The sequence below is a fragment of the Acidovorax sp. DW039 genome (assembly GCF_037101375.1).
In the GTDB taxonomy this organism is placed as follows: Bacteria; Pseudomonadota; Gammaproteobacteria; order Burkholderiales; family Burkholderiaceae_C; genus Acidovorax.
The window spans coordinates 4,534,464-4,549,717 of sequence record NZ_AP029019.1; the positions used below are offsets into that span (position 1 = coordinate 4,534,464).

Sequence of the window (15,254 nt, forward strand, 5' to 3'; positions counted from 1 at the left end):
ACGGCAAGTGGGCAGCCTGCGGAGTGGGTCGGGTTTGGGCGTAAGAACCTGTTCAAAGGGACTGTTGGCGAAGTGCGACTCAAAACAGCGAGCGAAGTGGAACGAACGGCAGAGTTGGTCAAGCTTGCTATCCCCAAGCTCTAGACCGCCTCGCTAAGCCACTCCCCATTCGCTAGCGTGACCGCTGCGCCAAGCCCCACCCGCCATTGCATGGACAATCCCCCCATGTCTGGCAACACCCCCTCCCACACCTCCTCCCCCCGCCCCGTGCTGATTGCTGGTGGCGGTATCGGTGGCATGGCCACCGCCCTCACCCTGCACCAGATCGGTGTGCCCTGCATCGTTTTTGAAACAGTGCCAGAGCTGCAGCCACTGGGCGTGGGCATCAACCTGCAGCCCAATGCCGTGCGCGAGTTGCATGACCTGGGCTTTGGCAACGAGGTGCTGGACACCATTGGCCTGCAGGCGCGTGAATGGGCGCTGGTGGGCCGCAACGGCAACGAGGTGTATGCCGAGCCGCGCGGGCTGGATGCGGGCTACCGCTGGCCGCAGTACGCCGTGCACCGGGGGCAGCTGCAGATGATGCTGTACCACGCCGTGAAAGAGCGGCTGGGCGATAGCGCTGTGCAGCTGGGACAGCGCGTGGTGGGCTACCGGCAGGATGCCGATGGTGTCACTGCCATCGTCGAGACACGCGATGGTGAGCGGCGCGAGGTGGCGGGTTCGCTGCTGATTGCCGCCGATGGCCTGCACTCGGCCGTGCGGGCGCAGATGCACCCCACGCAGCCACCCATCCAGTGGGGCGGGGCCATCATGTGGCGGGGCACTACGCCGGGGGTGCCGGTGCGCACGGGGGCATCGTTTGTGGGCCTGGGCTCGCTGCGACACCGCGTGGTGTTTTATCCCATCACGCCACCCGACCCGTCCACCGGCCTGGCCACCATCAACTGGATTGCCGAAATCACGGTAGACAACCAGGGCGGCTGGCAACACGGCGACTGGAACCGGCGCGTGGCGCTGGAAGATTTCATCCACCACTTTGAAGGCTGGAACTACAGCTGGATGGACGTGCCCGCCATGCTGCGCGGTGCCAAGGATGTGTTTGAGTACCCCATGATCGACCGCGACCCCGTGCCCACCTGGGTGGACGGACGCGTGGCGCTGCTGGGCGATGCAGCGCATGTGATGTACCCCGTGGGCTCCAACGGAGCCAGCCAGGCCATTGTGGATGCCCGCGTGCTGGGGGCACAACTGGTGGCGCACGGCGTGGGCCCGCAGGCGCTGCGCGCCTACGACGACAAGCTGTGCAAGGACATATCCGCGCTGGTGCTGCGCAACCGGGGATCTGGCCCGTTTGGCCTGCTGGGGCTGGTGGACGAGCGCTGCGGCGGTGTGTTCGACCACATCGACGACGTGTTGCCACGTGAGGAACGTGAGGGCTTCATGGCCCGCTACAAAGCGGCGGCGGGCTTTGCCATCGAGACGCTGAATGCCGCACCACCCACCATTGCGCCGGGGCAGCGCGTGGCGGGTGCTTGAGAGTCACATTCGCAGCTTTGCTGGCGGATTGAACACCGCCAGCGCACACTACAAAAAGAATAGCTGCTAGCGCTTATGGAATAAGCGCTAGCAGCCTAGTTGGCTTGAAGCCTGGAATCAACCAGCGTTGAGCTGCAGCTCCAGATCGTGCAGCACCTGGTAGCAAGGCAGCACCTGCGCCACGCTGGCGTTGGGCTCGCGGCCTTCGCGGATGGCGGCGAAGAACTCGCGGTCTTGCAGCTCGATGCCGTTCATCGACACATCGACCTTGCTCACATCGATCTTCTCTTCCTTGCCGTTCACCAGATCGTCGTAGCGGGCGATGTAGGTGGCGGTGTCGCCGATGTAGCGGAAGAACGTGCCCAGCGGGCCGTCGTTGTTGAAGCTCAGGCTCAGTGTGCAGATCGCTCCGTTGGCAGCCTTGAGCTGGATGCTCATGTCCATGGCAATGCCCAGATCCTTGTGGATGGGGCCCTGGATGGCGTTGGCTTTGACGATGGGGCTACCGGCCTGGTAGGCGAACAGGTCCACCGTGTGGGCGGCGTGGTGCCACAGCAGGTGGTCCGTCCAGCTGCGGGGCTGGCCCAGCGCGTTCATATTGGTGCGGCGGAAGAAGTAGGTCTGCACATCCATCTGCTGGATGTTGAACTCGCCCGCCTTGATTTTCTTGTGCACGAACTGGTGGCTGGGGTTGAAGCGGCGCGTGTGGCCGCACATGGCCACCAGGCCCGTCTGCTTTTGCAGGTTCACCACGGCCTGGCCTTCGCTCAGGATGTCGCACAGCGGGATTTCCACCTGCACGTGCTTGCCCGCTTCCATGCAGGCGATGGACTGGCTGGCGTGCATCTGCGTGGGCGTGCACAGGATTACGGCGTCCACTTCCTTGATGGCCAGGCTGTCGGCCAAGTCGGTAGTGACATGCTTGATGCCGTATTTGTCGGCCACTTCCTGGGTCTTGGCCAGGTCACGGCTGATGAGGGAGACGACTTCCACATCGGGAATGTTCTTGATGCCGTCCAGGTGCTTGATGCCGAAGGCACCTGCGCCTGCGAGTGCGACTTTGATGGTCATGGTCTATTTCCTTTTACGTGTTCTCAAGAATCAGATGGCCCACGGCGGTGTTCGACGCGGGCACATGGTAGAAGCGGTGCGCCACCTTGGGGGCGGGGCCACCGGCCACATCGGCCATGGCACCCCGGGCGATGAGCCACATCACCAGCTCGATGCCCTCGCTGCCTGCTTCGCGCACGTAGTCGATATGCGGGGTGTCGGCGCAGCCTGCGGGGTCGGCGATGAGCTTGTCGAGCCAGGCGTTGTCCCATTCGCGGTTGATGAGGCCTGCGCGTGCGCCCTGCAGCTGGTGGCTCATGCCCCCGGTGCCCCAGATGTGCACGTTCAGGTCTTCGTCAAAGCTCTCCACCGCGCGGCGGATGGCCTGGCCGAGCTGGAAGCAGCGGCGGCCACTGGGCACGGGGTACTGCACCACGTTCACCGCAAACGGAATCACCGGACAGGGCCAGGCACCGGTCTGCGGATGCTGCTCGCCGCACATCAGCGACAGCGGCACCGTCAGGCCGTGGTCCACATCCATCTTGTTGACGATGGTGAGGTCAAAGTCCTGCTGGATCACGCTTTGTGCGATGTGGCTGGCCAGCTCGGGGTGGCCTTGCACCACGGGCACAGGGCGGGGGCCCCAGCCTTCGTCGGCGGGCTGGTACTGCGCTGCGGTGCCGATGGCAAAGGTGGGAATCAAGTCCAGGCTGAAGGCCGTGGCGTGGTCGTTGTAGACGAGGAAGATGACATCGGGCTTGTTGTCCTTCATCCATTGTTTGGAAAAGTCGTAGCCCGCGAACAGCGGCTTCCAGTAGTCTTCCTGTGTCTTGCCCAGGTCCATGGCCGCGCCAATGGCGGGGACATGCGATGTGTAAACGGATGCGGTAATGCGTGCCATGGTGTTCAGTCTTTCTTGGCCTGCCCGGCCTTGCCTTGCGGCTGGCGGTGCGCCTGCGCATCGCCGTCTTCGCCGATGTAGCGGTTGCCTTCGGCACTGCGTCCGCCGGAGATCATCATGGCGCGGTATTCCTCTTCGGTCATGCCGGTCATGGAGCCCGCCATTTGCTGGAAGCTCTTGCCATCGGTCGCACCGATCTTGGCCAAAAAGTAGATGTTGCCGCCAGTGCGCATGCACCAGTTCAGGTCGCGGGCCAGCACGGCCTGCTTCTGCTCTTCGGTCATCGCCCACTCGTCCAGATAGGCACGCTCATTGGCCTTGAAGCGTTCGCGGTTCTCGGCCTTCATCAGGCTCATGCAGAACTGGTTGAGCCAGTAGCCTTTGCGGCTTTGCTCGGCATCAAAGATGATGGTGCCGGGCACGTCCTGGTAGGGTTTGTCGAGTGCCATCTCAGACCTCCTCGGGCCAGTAAAGCTTCATGGGGTTGGTGACGAGCAGCTTCTGCTGCAGTTCTGCCGTGGGCGCAATGTGCGGGATGAAGTCCACCAACAAACCGTCGTCGGGCATGTGGTCCTTGAGGTTGGGGTGCGGCCAGTCGGTGCCCCACAGCACGCGGTCAGGAAACTCCTGCACCACGCGGCGCGCAAAGGGCACCACGTCCTGGTACGCAGCCTGTTCGCCGTTCAGGGCCTTGGGGCCGGTCACGGAGAGGCGCTCGGGGCAGCTCACCTTGCTCCACACGTTCTTGTGCTCGCGCATGAACTTGAGGAACAGCGCGAACTCATCACTGTCCACGCCCTTGCTCACGTCCGGGCGGCCCATGTGGTCCACCACCACGGTGGTGGGCAGGCTGGTGAAGAAGTCCCACAGCTCGGGCAGGTCTACCGCCTCAAAGTAGATCACCACATGCCAGCCCAGCTTGGCGATGCGACCGGCAATCTCCATCAGCTCGTCCTTGGGCGTGAAGTCCACCAGGCGCTTGACGAAGTTGAAGCGCACACCGCGCACGCCCGCAGCGTGCAGGGCCTGCAGTTCTTCGTCGGTCACGGTGCGCTTGACCGTGGCCACGCCACGCGCCTTGCCGCCGCTTGCCAGGCACGCATCCACCATGGCGCGGTTGTCTGCGCCGTGGCAGGTGGCCTGCACGATCACATTGCGGGCAAAGCCCAGGTGGTCGCGCAGCGCAAACAGCTCGTGCTTGCTGGCATCGCAGGGCGTGTACTTGCGCTCAGGTGCGTACGGAAACTCCGCGCCGGGGCCAAACACATGGCAGTGGGCATCCACCGCGCCTGCGGGCAGCTGAAAGCGGGGCTTGGTGGGGCCGGTGTACCAATCCAGCCAGCCGGGGGTTTTGGTGAAGTCACCTGAAGTGGGTTTGGACATGCATCACTCTCAAGAAAAGTTATTCCAGTTCAATCCGGGCGCGCCGGATGATGTTTTCATGGCGCGCCGACTCTGACTTGATGAAGTCCGCCAGCTGGGCCTTGTTCAGCACCAGCGACTCGTAGCCAAAGTTGATGAAGCGCTCTTTCACATCGGCACCGGCCATGGCCTCGGCCACGTCGGCGCGGATCTTTTCGCTGATGGCGGCGTTCAGCTCCTTGGGGCCCGCCACCACGTTCCAGCCGCTGACCTCATACGGAGCCTTGGGGCCGCCCGACTCGGCCACGGTGGGCACATCCGGAAACGCGGGCAGGCGGTACGGTGCCGCCACCGCAATGGGCCTGAGCTTGCCCGCCTTGATCAAGGGCCCCGCCGTGCCTGCCGTGCCCATGGTGAAGGGCAGATCCCCATTGGCCACCGAGGTGTAGAGCTGGGTGGTCTCCTTGAAAAGCACATGCTGCAGCTTCAGGCCTGCAATCTGCGCCAGCTCTTCCATGCCCAGGTGCACCGGGTTACCGATGGACCACGAGCCGTAGTCCAGCTTGCCGGGGTTGGCCTTTGCATCGGCAATCACGTCGGCAATGGTCTGGTACTTGCTGCTCGTGGGCACCACGAAGTACATGAAGCTTTTGAAGATGGGCGCAATGACCTGGAAGTCTTTCGCAGGGTCATAGGGCAGCTTCTTGAACATGTAGGGGTAGGCAGCGATATGCACGCTGTCCAGCTGGATCAGGTCATGCCCATCCCTGGCACCGCGCTTGAAGGCGTCGATAGCAATGAAGCCATTGCCGCCAGGGCGGTTGTCCACCACCACAGGCTTCCCCCACTTTTTGGAGAGCTTCTCGGCCAGCACACGGGCCATGGCGTCGGGCGCACCACCAGTGGGGTAAGGCGAAATCAGGCGCACGGGCTTGGTGGGCCAGTCGCTGGCGTTCTGCCCCCAGGCCAGGCTGCAAGCCCCGGCCAGAGCGGCGGGCAGCAGCCAGGACAGCAAAGTGCGCCTGCGCGATTCAAAGGAAGGATGGCTGAACATGCGGTGTCTCCAATCAATCGGGCTTGATGTTGGCCTCGCGCACCAGCTTTTCGTAGCGCCGCCGCTCACTGCGGATCAACTGCGTGAACTGGTCTGCGCTGCCGGGCAGCACCTCGCCGCCTACGGCGGTCATGCGCTCGCGCACTTCCTTGGTCTGCAGGGCCTTTTGCACTTCGTCATGCAGGCGGGCCACGATGGCCTTGGGGGTGGCTGCAGGGGCCACCAGGCCGTACCACACCGCCGCTTCAAAGCCGGGGAAGCCGGACTCTGCAATCGTCGGAACGTCCGGAAAGATGGAAGTCCGGTTGGCGCTGAGTGCCGCCAGCACCTTGAGCTTGCCGCTCTTGACGTGCGGCTGCACCTCCAGCGCATTGACGGCGACCAGCGGCACCTGGCCGCCGATCACATCCGTCAGCGCTGCAGCGCCGCCACGGTAGGGCACATGCTGCAGCTGGATACCGGCCTCGCGCTCGAAGAATTCAATGGCCATGTGCGGCGTGGAGCCGTTGCCCGGCGATGCATAGGCCAGCACGCCGGGCTTGGCCTTGGCCGCCTGCAGCAGGGCTTTCAGCGACCCGATGCCCGCATTGGCCCCCGCCGCCAGCACCACGGGCACGCGGCCCACCAGCGAGATGGCAACCAGGTCTTTCTCGGCATCGAAAGGCATGGGCTGGTACAGCGACATGTTGGCCGCCAACGCATTGGCCGCCATCATCAGGGTGTAGCCATCTGCCTCGGCAGCGATGACGGACTTCACGGCAATGTTGGTGCCCGCGCCGGGCTTGTTGTCCACGATCACCGGCTGGCCCAGGCTTTGGGACAGCGCCTGCCCGACGGCGCGGGCCACCGCATCGACCGCGCCCCCTGCGGCGTAGCCCACCACGATGCGGATGGGGCGTGCCGGGTAGGCCGGCTGCGCCAGCGCATGGGGTGCAGCAGCAGTCGCCGCAAGGGCGGCCGCTGTGGTCAGCCAAGCGCGGCGGCTGGCCTGGGGGGCAGAAGGAAGGCGTGAGGTCATGCGGCGTGCTCCTGGCGTGGTGTCGGTGATCGGGGCGTTCGCTCAATCCAGCGAAACGTTGGCTTTGCGGATCACGTCACCAAAACGACGGCTTTCGCTCTGGATGAACTGGGCAAACTGGTCACGCGAAATGGGGAAGGGCTCGTAGCCAAAGCTCTTGTACTTCTCCAGCACCTCGGGCGAGGCCAGGGCATCGGCAATGTCCTTGCGGATCTTGTCGGTCACGGCTGCAGGCAGGCCGGGTGGCACGGCGATGGCGTTCCAGCCGGTCACCTCGAAGTCCTTGGGTCCACCGGATTCGCCCACCGTGGGCACATCGGCATACGAGGCCACGCGCTGCGGGCCTGTCACGGCCAGGAAGCGCAGCTTGCCCGCGCGCTGCAGCGGTCCTGCCGTGGCGGCAGTGCCCAGCGCAAAAGACAGGTCGCCCGTGGAGACCGAGGTGTAGAGCTGTGTCGTTTCCTTGAACACCACATGCTCCATCTGGGTGCCGGTCATACTCTCCAGCAGCTCAGAGCCCAGGTGCACGGGGTTGCCGATGGACCACGAGCCGTAGTTGAGCTTGCCGGGGTTGGCCTTGGCGTCAGCAATGATGTCGCCCACGGTCTTGTACTTGCTGTCTGCACCCACGGTGAAGAAGAAGTAGGCCTTGAACAGCGGCAGCAGCGGGTCAAAGTCCTTCGCGGGGTCGTAAGGCAGCTTCTTGAACAGGCTGGGGTAGGCGGCCAGGTGCACGTTGTCGAGCACGATCAGGTCATGGCCATCCTTGGCGCCCCGCTTGAAGGCATCGATGGCAATGAAGCCATTGCCACCGGGACGGTTTTCCACCACCACCGACTGCCCCCAGGACTTGGAGAGCTTGTCGGCCACGATGCGGGCCACGCCGTCAGGGCCGCCACCCACCGGGAAGGGGGTGATGATGCGCACAGGCTTGGTCGGGAACTGCTGCGCAGCCGCCCACTGGGGTGCCAACCCCAAGGTAGCGGCCAGGCCCAGTGCCAGGGCGGCGGTGCGTCGTGTCATGTGGTGGAAAGATGCCATGGTTGTCTCCGTAATGGTCCAAGGTTTACTATTAAATTGATAGCTTGCTGCGCTTGTTTTTATTGCGCTGCAAGCCCCTTTTTATCAAGCCTCTGTGGGCCTTCGTTCAATACTCCCGATACCTTCCATGCCATTGGCTGCGTCAATTCAGCCGGTTCAGTCGATGTAGCGCAGGCCCTTTTTCTCCAGCGGCTCGCGCATCTTGTACATATCAAGCCCCAGCACCCCGCTGGCCAGCTTGGCGCGCTTTTCGCCCTCAAAGCTCTCGCGCTTTTGCGCCGCTTCCAGGGTTTGCACGGCGCGGGCCGCGGGCACGCACACCACGCCGTCATCGTCCGCCACGATCACATCGCCGGGCGTGACCAGCATGCCTGCGCACACCACGGGAATGTTCACCGAGCCCAGGGTTTCCTTGATGCAGCCCTTGCTGGAGATGCACTTGCTCCACACGGGGAAGTTCATCTCGTTGAGGGTGCGCACATCGCGCACGCCCGCATCGATGATGAGTGCCCGCGCGCCGCGTGCCTGGAACGATGTGGCCAGCAGGTCGCCAAAGTAGCCGTCAGTGCACTCTGCGGTGATGGCTGCCACCACGATGTCGCCGGGCTGGATCTGCTCGGCCACCACATGCATCATCCAGTTGTCGCCAGGGTGCAGCAGCACCGTGACGGCCGTGCCGCTGACCTGCACGCCCGTCTGGATGGGGCGCATGTAGGGCTTGAGCAAGCCCACGCGGCCCATGGCCTCGTGCACGGTGGCCGAGCCCAAAGCGCCCAAGCCATCTGCGGCTGCGCGGTCAGCGCGGGTGATGTTGCGGTAGACAACGCCAAGTTCGTACATGTCAGATGCTCCTGAAAATGAAAGTTTGCGAAGGCGACGCGCTCAGTGCGCAGACACCCCGCCACGGATGGAAGGGCCACCGCCGTCGTCAGGGTGCGAGGCCTGCTTGACGAGCAGTGCCACCATGGCGATCAGGCCGGGAATGGCCACCACGGCAAAAATCTGGCTGAAGCCCAGGTGCATGGCCGACAGCTGCGCCACCAGGAACGAGCCAGCAATGCCGCCCAGGCGGCCCACGCCCAGCATCCACGACACGCCCGTGGCACGGCCACTGGTGGGGTAGAAAGCCGCGGCCAGCGCGGGCATGGACGACTGCGCCGTGTTCATGATGGTGCCCGCCACAAAGACCACCACCACCAGCGTGCCCACATTGCCTGCCGCTTGGCCAATGGCGTAGATGGACACGGCCGTGAGCGCATAGCCCAGCGCGATGATGCGGTTGGCGTTGAAGCGGTCCATCAGCCAGCCAAAGAAGACTGCGCCAACACCGCCCAGCGGGAATAGTGCGGAAATCAGCGTGGCGTTCTGCGGTGCCAGGCCCGCTTCGGCAAACAGCACCGGCATCCAGTTGATGAGGGCATAAAACACCACCAGCCCCATGAAGTAACCCACCCACAGCATGAGCGTGCCCACCCGGTACTCGGGCGAGAACACCACGCCCAGGCCGCTGCGCGCGCCGGAGTCGGGGCGCGTCTCGCTCAGCACAAAGCGGCGCACCTGGTCGGCCGATGCGGACACGCGGCGCAGGATGGACTGCACGCGCTCCACGGGGGCATTGCGGGCAATGAGGTAGCGCACCGATTCAGGCAGCAGCACCAGCATCAGCACACCCAGCGCCAGGGGCACGTAGCCACCCAGCTCCAGCACGCTGCGCCAGCCCCAGTGGGGAATCATCCACGACGCCAGAAAGCCACCAAAGGCCGCCCCCAGCGGAAAGCCGCAGAACATGGCATTGGTGAGCAGCGAGCGGCGCTGCTCGGGGCAGTACTCGCTGGTCAGCGTCACGGCGGTGGGCATGGCAGCACCCAGGCCCACACCGGTGATGAAGCGCAGCACGCTCAGCTCCGTCAGGTCACGGCTGTAGGCGGAGACCAGGCAGGCCACGCCAAACAGCAGCACCGAACCCGTCAGCACCCGCTTGCGGCCCAGCCGGTCGGCCAGCGGGCCTGCCAGCAGCGCGCCTGCGGCCAGGCCAAACAGGGCCGCGCTGAGCACGGGGGCCAGCGCAGGCTTGGTCACGCCCCACTCCTTGATGAGCGAGGGCGCGATGTACCCGATGGCTGCGGTGTCAAAGCCGTCCAGCAACACCACCAGGAAGCACAGGGCAAAGGTGAGCCACTGCATGCCCGAGAAGCGGTTGCGGTTGAAGAAGGTCTGGACGTCCATGTCCTGGCCGGGAATCGGCATGGTTTTGTCTCCTGTTGTTATGAAGTCTTGGAGGGTTGAAAAAAAGGCGGAGAGATCAGCGGCCCTGGCGGCGCAGGTGCGCGTCCAGGCGCGAGAACACGCGACGCGTGTTGCCCTCGTAGATCTGGTGCTTGTCTTCGGCACTCAGGATCTTGCTGGCCTCGATGTAGCGCTTGGTGTCGTCGTAGTAGTGGCCGGTGGTGGGGTCGATGCCGCGCACCGCGCCAATCATCTCGCTGGCAAACAGCACGTTCTTCACCGGGATGACGGTGTTGAGCAGATCGATGCCAGGCTGGTGGTACACGCAGGTGTCAAAGAACACGTTGTTCATCAGGTGCTCGTCCAGCAGCGGCTTCTTCATCTCTTGCGCGAGACCCCGGAAACGGCCCCAGTGGTAAGGCACCGCGCCGCCGCCGTGCGGAATCAGGAACTTGAGCGTGGGGAAGTCCTTGAACAGATCGCCCTGAATGAGCTGCATGAAGGCCGTGGTGTCGGCATTGAGGTAGTGCGCGCCGGTGGTGTGGAAGCACGCGTTGCAGCTGGTGCTCACGTGGATCATGGCGGGCAGGTCGTACTCCACCATCTTTTCGTAGATGGGGTACCAGTGCTTGTCGGTCAGCGGCGGGCTGGTCCAGTGGCCGCCGGAGGGATCGGGGTTCAGGTTGATGCCCACTGCGCCGTATTCCTTCACGCACTTTTCCAGCTCGGGGATGCAAGTGGCGGGATCAACACCGGGCGACTGCGGCAGCATGGCCACGGGCACGAAGTTGTCAGGGAAGAGTTGCGAAACGCGAAAGCACAGCTCGTTGCAGATGGCCGCCCAGGTGCTGGAGACGTTGAAGTCGCCAATGTGGTGGGCCATGAAGCTGGCGCGGGGGCTGAACAGGGTGATGTCGCTGCCGCGCTCTTTCATCAGCTTGAGCTGGTTGGTCTCGATGGACTCGCGCAGCTCGTCGTCGCTGATCTTCAGGTCGGCCACTTTGGGCATGGCTGCGGGGTCTTTGATGCCGGCGATCTGCGCATTGCGCCAGTTCTCCAGCGCCTTGGGGGCCGTGGTGTAGTGGCCGTGGCAGTCGATGATGAGGCTCATGGTTTTGGCTCCTTGGATTTTGTGATTCGGTGAATGCGGTGCGTACACAGGCGCGGTGAGGAGCGCGCTCTACGCAGGGTCCATACCTTGGCGGCGCTTGGCGGCAGCCGCTTCGGGCGATGCCATGAAGGCCAGCAGCGCACGCGCTGCGCCCGGCTGGCGGGCGTTGGCGGCAATGGCGCCCGAGAAGGTGGTGGTGATCTGGATGGCGGGCGGCAGCGGGCCCACCAGGGTGATGCCGGAAACGTGGAGCAACTCGCTGAGCTGCTGAAAGCCCAGCTCCACCTCGCCCCGGGCCACCAACGTGCCCACGGGCACACCGGGCGGGGCCTGCACGATGCGGGGGGCAATCTCTTGCGCAATGCCCCAGCGCTCAAACAGTTTGGCCAGCGCCACGCCGCTGGGGCCGGTGGAATAGCTCAGGCTGCGCGCGGCCAGCACGGCGCGGCGCACGGCGTCTTCCGAGCTGATGTCGGGCACCGGCGCACCCGCACGCACAGCCACCGCCACGCCAGAGTGCACCAGATCCACCTGGCTGGCTGGCACCACATGGCCGGAAGCGGCCAGCTTGCCAATGGCGTCCGATGCCAGGATGACCACGTCAAACACTTCACCCGCCTGCACGCGCTTGGCGGCGTCCACACCGCCTACGGATTCGATGGTGACCCGGTCGGCGCATTGGCGGCCGTACAGCTCTACCAATTCGGCCAGCACCTGGCGGGTGGCCATGGACGAGATGCCCTTGATTTCGGTCTGTGGTGCGGTGCTCATGTGTCTCCTGCAGCTTTCTCAACGCCCCGGGGTGCCCCCAGTGGCTCATCTCACTTGCCTGCTCACCTGCGGTCGGGTGATAACGACCTGATTGTGGTCAAGGCCTCCGGGCGGGAAAAGCGGGCTGCGCCACTACCAGATATATCATTGTGAGATTGCACAGCGGTAGCTATTCAAAATTTCGACGTCTTTCCATCGAAAACCTTGCCCATGGACCTGAAACAGATCGAATACTTCGTGCGCGTGGCAGAGCTGGGCAGCTTCACGCGGGCGTCGGTGGTGCTCAACATTGCCCAGCCCGCGCTGAGCCGGCAGGTGCGCTTGCTGGAAGTGGAGCTGCGCCAGAACCTGCTGGTGCGCAACGGCCGGGGGGCCACCCCCACCGAGGCGGGCAAGGTGCTGCTGGAGCATGGCCGCGGCATCCTGCACCAGGTGGAGCGCGCGCGTGAAGAGCTGGGCCGGGTGCGCGGTGCGCTGGCCGGGCGCGTCGCCATTGGCCTGCCCAACAGCGTGGCCCGGGTGATGACCGTGCCCCTGACCCGGGCCTTCCGCCAGCAGTTGCCCGAGGCCCGCCTGTCCATCAGCGAAGGGCTGTCGGGGGCCCTGCTGGAGGGGCTGCACAGCGGCCACCTGGATATTGTGGTGCTGTACAACGCCCAGGCCTCGCGCGACATGGACGTGGCCCACCTGCTGGACGAAGACTTGGTGTTGGTGCGCGCCCGCCCGCCCGGCCTGCAAGAAGACCCGCCCCCAGGCCCGATCCCGCTGAGCGAAGTGGCCCGGCTGCCGCTGGTCATCCCCTCGCGGCCCAACGCCATCCGCATGCATGTGGAGTCTGAAATGGCCCAGATTGGCTGCCACCCGGAGGTGGCGCTGGAGATCGACGGCGTCTCGGCCATTCTGGACCTGGTGGCCGATGGCGCGGGCTGCGCCGTGCTGTCGCGCAATGCCCTGCTGAACTCACCCCGGCCGTCGGCCTACACCGCGCAGGCCATCGGCACGCCCCCACTGCGCATTCCGGTATCGCTGGCCACCAGCCTGCAGCGCCCCTCCACCCAGGTGCAAAAGGCGGCGCTGGACCTGATACGGCAGACGGCTGTCAGCGTGTTCCAGCCGCGCTGAGCGGCACACCGCCCCACAGCTCACACCGGGTTCAACAGCCACAGCAAGGTGCTCAGCGTGAAGAAAGACGCCACCGTGGTCACCAGCAGGGCGGCAGAGCTGACGCCCTCGTGCCCGTGGCGCTGCGACAGGATGGCGTAGATGCCCAGCATGGGCATGGCGCAGCTCAGCAGGGCTGCGCGGTGCAACGCCGGGTCGGGCACCGGCACCAGCCAGGTCAACACCAGCAGCATGGCAAGCGGGTGCAGCACCAGCTTGCCCACACTGATCTGCGCCACCGTGCGCAAGGTGCCCTGCGTGTGCAGCCCCACCAGGCTGCCGCCAATGACCAGCAACGACAGCGCGCCGCTGGCCTGCGCCACCAGCTGCAGCGTGCGCGACACAGGCTCGGGCACGCTCAGCCCCAGCCACGACGCCGCCAGGCCCGCCACCACACCCCACAGCATGGGGTTGCGCGCCAGGCCCTGCAGGCTTTGCCACACCACGCGGTGCCAGGCGTTGCGGCCTTGTTCACCGGGCTCGCCCAGGTCGGCCAGCGCCAGCAACACCGGGATGAGCAGCAGGTTCTCCACCACCATGTTCAGCGCCAGACTCACGCTGGCCACGGGTGCGCCCAGCACCAATAGCAGCACCGGGTAGCCGACGAAGCCACTGTTGGGGCAGCCCATGCCCATCGCCACCATGCTGCTGAAGCTCATGCTGCGGCGCGCCACCCAGCGCGTCCAGGCAAAGCCCAGAGCCAGCACCATGCCGCTGGCCAGCGCATAGGCGCCCATGTAGTGCAGGTTGAGCACCTCGCGCACCGGGCGCTGCGACAGGGCATTGAACAGCATGGCGGGCAGCGCCAGATGCATGACGAATTTGCCAAACACCCGCATGTCGGCGCGGGCAAACAGCCCTGCGCGGGTGACGGTGTAGCCCAGGGCAATGATCAGGTATAGCGGCCCGGTGATGGCCAGGATGTGGAGCATTCAGTGAATCCGGAGAGGCAGGACGGGGCGAGACGGGCGCAACGGGATGAGGCGGCACGGTGGCCGAGGGCGATGGGTTACTGGCGCGGAATGCGGGCGCGGGTGATGACGTCGCTCCAGCGCCGGATATCCGCCGCCAGATGCTCTGCCGCCTGGGCCGGTGTGCTGCCCTGGGGGTTGAGGTTGAGGTCTTGCAGGCGCCTTTTCACCTCTGGCTGCGCCAGGGCAGCATTCACCTCGCGCGAGAGGCGATCGACCACCGCCGTCGGTGTGCGGGCGGGCACGGCCAGGCCGTTCCAGGATGTGACGTTGAAGCCCGTGAACACCCCGCCGCTTTCGCGCACGGCGGGCACATCGGGCAGCTGGGGTGCGCGCTGCGCGCCCAGCACGGCCAGGGGACGCAATGCCTTGGAGCTGATCTGCGGCATGAGCCCGCCCAGGATGTCCACCATCGCATCCACCTCGCCGCCGCGCAGGGCCGTGATGACAGCCGGGGTGCCGTTGAAGGGCACGGTCTGCGCATCGAGCCCCGCCGTCACCTTGAACAGCTCTGCCGCCAGGTGCTGGGTTGTGCCCAGCTGGGGGGTGCCCAGGTTGAGCTTGCCGGGGTTGGCTTTGCCGTAGGCCAGCAGATCGGCCAGCGTCTTGAAGCGCCCGCCCTCGCGCACGACCAGCGCCAGGTCAAACGTGGCCAGCAGCGACACGGGGGTGAAGGCCTTGAGGGTGTCAAACGGCAGGGACTGGAACAGCGCGGCACTCACGGCGGTACCGCTGCTCACCAGCAGCAGGGTGTGGCCATCGGGCTCGGCGCGTGCCACCAGGTCGCCCGCCACCACGCCCCCTGCGCTGGGTTTGTTCTCGATGACGATGCTCTGGCCCAGCGGGCCCGCCATCTGCTGCGCCACCGTGCGGGCCGTGATGTCGGCCGCGCCGCCCGCTGCATTGGGCACCACGATGCGCAGGGGCCGGGCCGGAAACGCTGCCTGCGCCCATGCGGGCTGCCCGCTGGCCAGAGCCCCGGCAACGGCACCCGCCAACCCGCCCAGACAGGCGCGCCGGGAGATGGGGGAAAGCTGGATGCCGGAAAT

At 65.3% G+C, this 15,254-nt stretch carries 15 protein-coding genes; 2 read left to right on the forward strand and 13 right to left on the reverse strand.

Annotated features, from left to right (window positions below; genetic code table 11):
• Positions 1-210: 210 nt before the first annotated feature.
• Positions 211-1,539, forward strand: a complete 1,329-nt coding sequence (locus AACH87_RS20320; protein ID WP_338796382.1) for a flavin-dependent oxidoreductase — start codon at positions 211-213, stop codon at positions 1,537-1,539.
• A 117-nt stretch (positions 1,540-1,656) separates the two neighbouring features.
• Here AACH87_RS20320 and AACH87_RS20325 read toward each other — a convergent pair whose 3' ends face one another.
• The 11 genes from AACH87_RS20325 to AACH87_RS20375 form a co-directional block, all read right to left on the reverse strand.
• Positions 1,657-2,610: a Gfo/Idh/MocA family oxidoreductase gene (locus tag AACH87_RS20325; RefSeq protein ID WP_338796383.1), complete on the reverse strand. Its 954-nt coding sequence runs from the start codon at positions 2,608-2,610 to the stop codon at positions 1,657-1,659.
• 13 nt (positions 2,611-2,623) lie between these two features.
• On the reverse strand, positions 2,624-3,490 hold the full coding sequence (locus tag AACH87_RS20330) for a class III extradiol dioxygenase subunit beta (RefSeq protein WP_338796384.1): 867 nt from the start codon (positions 3,488-3,490) through the stop codon (positions 2,624-2,626).
• 5 nt (positions 3,491-3,495) lie between these two features.
• Positions 3,496-3,939, reverse strand: coding sequence for a protocatechuate 4,5-dioxygenase subunit alpha (gene ligA, locus AACH87_RS20335; protein WP_312779561.1), 444 nt, complete (start codon positions 3,937-3,939; stop codon positions 3,496-3,498).
• 1 nt (position 3,940) lies between these two features.
• Positions 3,941-4,873 (reverse strand): amidohydrolase family protein, encoded by a 933-nt coding sequence (locus AACH87_RS20340; RefSeq protein WP_338796385.1) that lies wholly within the window; start codon positions 4,871-4,873, stop codon positions 3,941-3,943.
• A gap of 19 nt (positions 4,874-4,892) precedes the next feature.
• Positions 4,893-5,906 (reverse strand): tripartite tricarboxylate transporter substrate binding protein, encoded by a 1,014-nt coding sequence (locus tag AACH87_RS20345; RefSeq protein WP_338796386.1) that lies wholly within the window; start codon positions 5,904-5,906, stop codon positions 4,893-4,895.
• 13 nt (positions 5,907-5,919) lie between these two features.
• Positions 5,920-6,924, reverse strand: coding sequence for a tripartite tricarboxylate transporter substrate binding protein (locus AACH87_RS20350; protein ID WP_338796387.1), 1,005 nt, complete (start codon positions 6,922-6,924; stop codon positions 5,920-5,922).
• Between the two features lie 42 nt (positions 6,925-6,966).
• Entirely contained in the window at positions 6,967-7,965 is a 999-nt protein-coding gene (locus AACH87_RS20355) for a tripartite tricarboxylate transporter substrate binding protein (protein ID WP_338796388.1), read from the reverse strand.
• A 156-nt stretch (positions 7,966-8,121) separates the two neighbouring features.
• Complete coding sequence (gene ligK / locus AACH87_RS20360) at positions 8,122-8,805, reverse strand: 4-carboxy-4-hydroxy-2-oxoadipate aldolase/oxaloacetate decarboxylase (RefSeq protein WP_338796389.1); 684 nt, start codon at positions 8,803-8,805, stop codon at positions 8,122-8,124.
• Between the two features lie 42 nt (positions 8,806-8,847).
• Positions 8,848-10,212 (reverse strand): MFS transporter, encoded by a 1,365-nt coding sequence (locus AACH87_RS20365; RefSeq protein ID WP_338796390.1) that lies wholly within the window; start codon positions 10,210-10,212, stop codon positions 8,848-8,850.
• 55 nt (positions 10,213-10,267) lie between these two features.
• A complete protein-coding gene (locus tag AACH87_RS20370; protein WP_338796391.1) occupies positions 10,268-11,302 on the reverse strand; it encodes an amidohydrolase family protein in 1,035 nt (344 codons plus the stop codon).
• Positions 11,303-11,371: 69 nt separating this feature from the next.
• Positions 11,372-12,073 (reverse strand): substrate-binding domain-containing protein, encoded by a 702-nt coding sequence (locus AACH87_RS20375; RefSeq protein WP_338796392.1) that lies wholly within the window; start codon positions 12,071-12,073, stop codon positions 11,372-11,374.
• A gap of 210 nt (positions 12,074-12,283) precedes the next feature.
• Here AACH87_RS20375 and AACH87_RS20380 point away from each other — a divergent pair, with 210 nt between their 5' ends.
• On the forward strand, positions 12,284-13,195 hold the full coding sequence (locus AACH87_RS20380) for a LysR substrate-binding domain-containing protein (RefSeq protein WP_338796393.1): 912 nt from the start codon (positions 12,284-12,286) through the stop codon (positions 13,193-13,195).
• Positions 13,196-13,215: 20 nt separating this feature from the next.
• Here the strand turns inward: AACH87_RS20380 and AACH87_RS20385 are convergent, their stop codons facing one another.
• Together AACH87_RS20385 and AACH87_RS20390 are read right to left on the reverse strand one after the other, a co-directional pair.
• Positions 13,216-14,166 carry an AEC family transporter gene (locus AACH87_RS20385; RefSeq protein ID WP_338796394.1) on the reverse strand — a complete coding sequence of 317 codons (951 nt, stop codon included), beginning with the start codon at positions 14,164-14,166 and terminating at the stop codon, positions 13,216-13,218.
• Positions 14,167-14,243: 77 nt separating this feature from the next.
• A complete protein-coding gene (locus tag AACH87_RS20390) occupies positions 14,244-15,179 on the reverse strand; it encodes a tripartite tricarboxylate transporter substrate binding protein (protein ID WP_338799033.1) in 936 nt (311 codons plus the stop codon).
• Positions 15,180-15,254 lie beyond the last annotated feature (75 nt).

Excerpts from the sequence above, each read along its gene's own strand:
- AACH87_RS20320 (WP_338796382.1), top strand. The coding sequence starts at position 211 with ATGGACAATCCCCCCATGTCTGGCAACACCCCCTCCCACACCTCCTCC.
- AACH87_RS20325 (WP_338796383.1), bottom strand. The coding sequence starts at position 2,610 with ATGACCATCAAAGTCGCACTCGCAGGCGCAGGTGCCTTCGGCATCAAG.
- AACH87_RS20330 (WP_338796384.1), bottom strand. The coding sequence starts at position 3,490 with ATGGCACGCATTACCGCATCCGTTTACACATCGCATGTCCCCGCCATT.
- ligA (WP_312779561.1), bottom strand. The coding sequence starts at position 3,939 with ATGGCACTCGACAAACCCTACCAGGACGTGCCCGGCACCATCATCTTT.
- AACH87_RS20340 (WP_338796385.1), bottom strand. The coding sequence starts at position 4,873 with ATGTCCAAACCCACTTCAGGTGACTTCACCAAAACCCCCGGCTGGCTG.
- AACH87_RS20345 (WP_338796386.1), bottom strand. The coding sequence starts at position 5,906 with ATGTTCAGCCATCCTTCCTTTGAATCGCGCAGGCGCACTTTGCTGTCC.
- AACH87_RS20350 (WP_338796387.1), bottom strand. The coding sequence starts at position 6,924 with ATGACCTCACGCCTTCCTTCTGCCCCCCAGGCCAGCCGCCGCGCTTGG.
- AACH87_RS20355 (WP_338796388.1), bottom strand. The coding sequence starts at position 7,965 with ATGGCATCTTTCCACCACATGACACGACGCACCGCCGCCCTGGCACTG.
- ligK (WP_338796389.1), bottom strand. The coding sequence starts at position 8,805 with ATGTACGAACTTGGCGTTGTCTACCGCAACATCACCCGCGCTGACCGC.
- AACH87_RS20365 (WP_338796390.1), bottom strand. The coding sequence starts at position 10,212 with ATGCCGATTCCCGGCCAGGACATGGACGTCCAGACCTTCTTCAACCGC.
- AACH87_RS20370 (WP_338796391.1), bottom strand. The coding sequence starts at position 11,302 with ATGAGCCTCATCATCGACTGCCACGGCCACTACACCACGGCCCCCAAG.
- AACH87_RS20375 (WP_338796392.1), bottom strand. The coding sequence starts at position 12,073 with ATGAGCACCGCACCACAGACCGAAATCAAGGGCATCTCGTCCATGGCC.
- AACH87_RS20380 (WP_338796393.1), top strand. The coding sequence starts at position 12,284 with ATGGACCTGAAACAGATCGAATACTTCGTGCGCGTGGCAGAGCTGGGC.
- AACH87_RS20385 (WP_338796394.1), bottom strand. The coding sequence starts at position 14,166 with ATGCTCCACATCCTGGCCATCACCGGGCCGCTATACCTGATCATTGCC.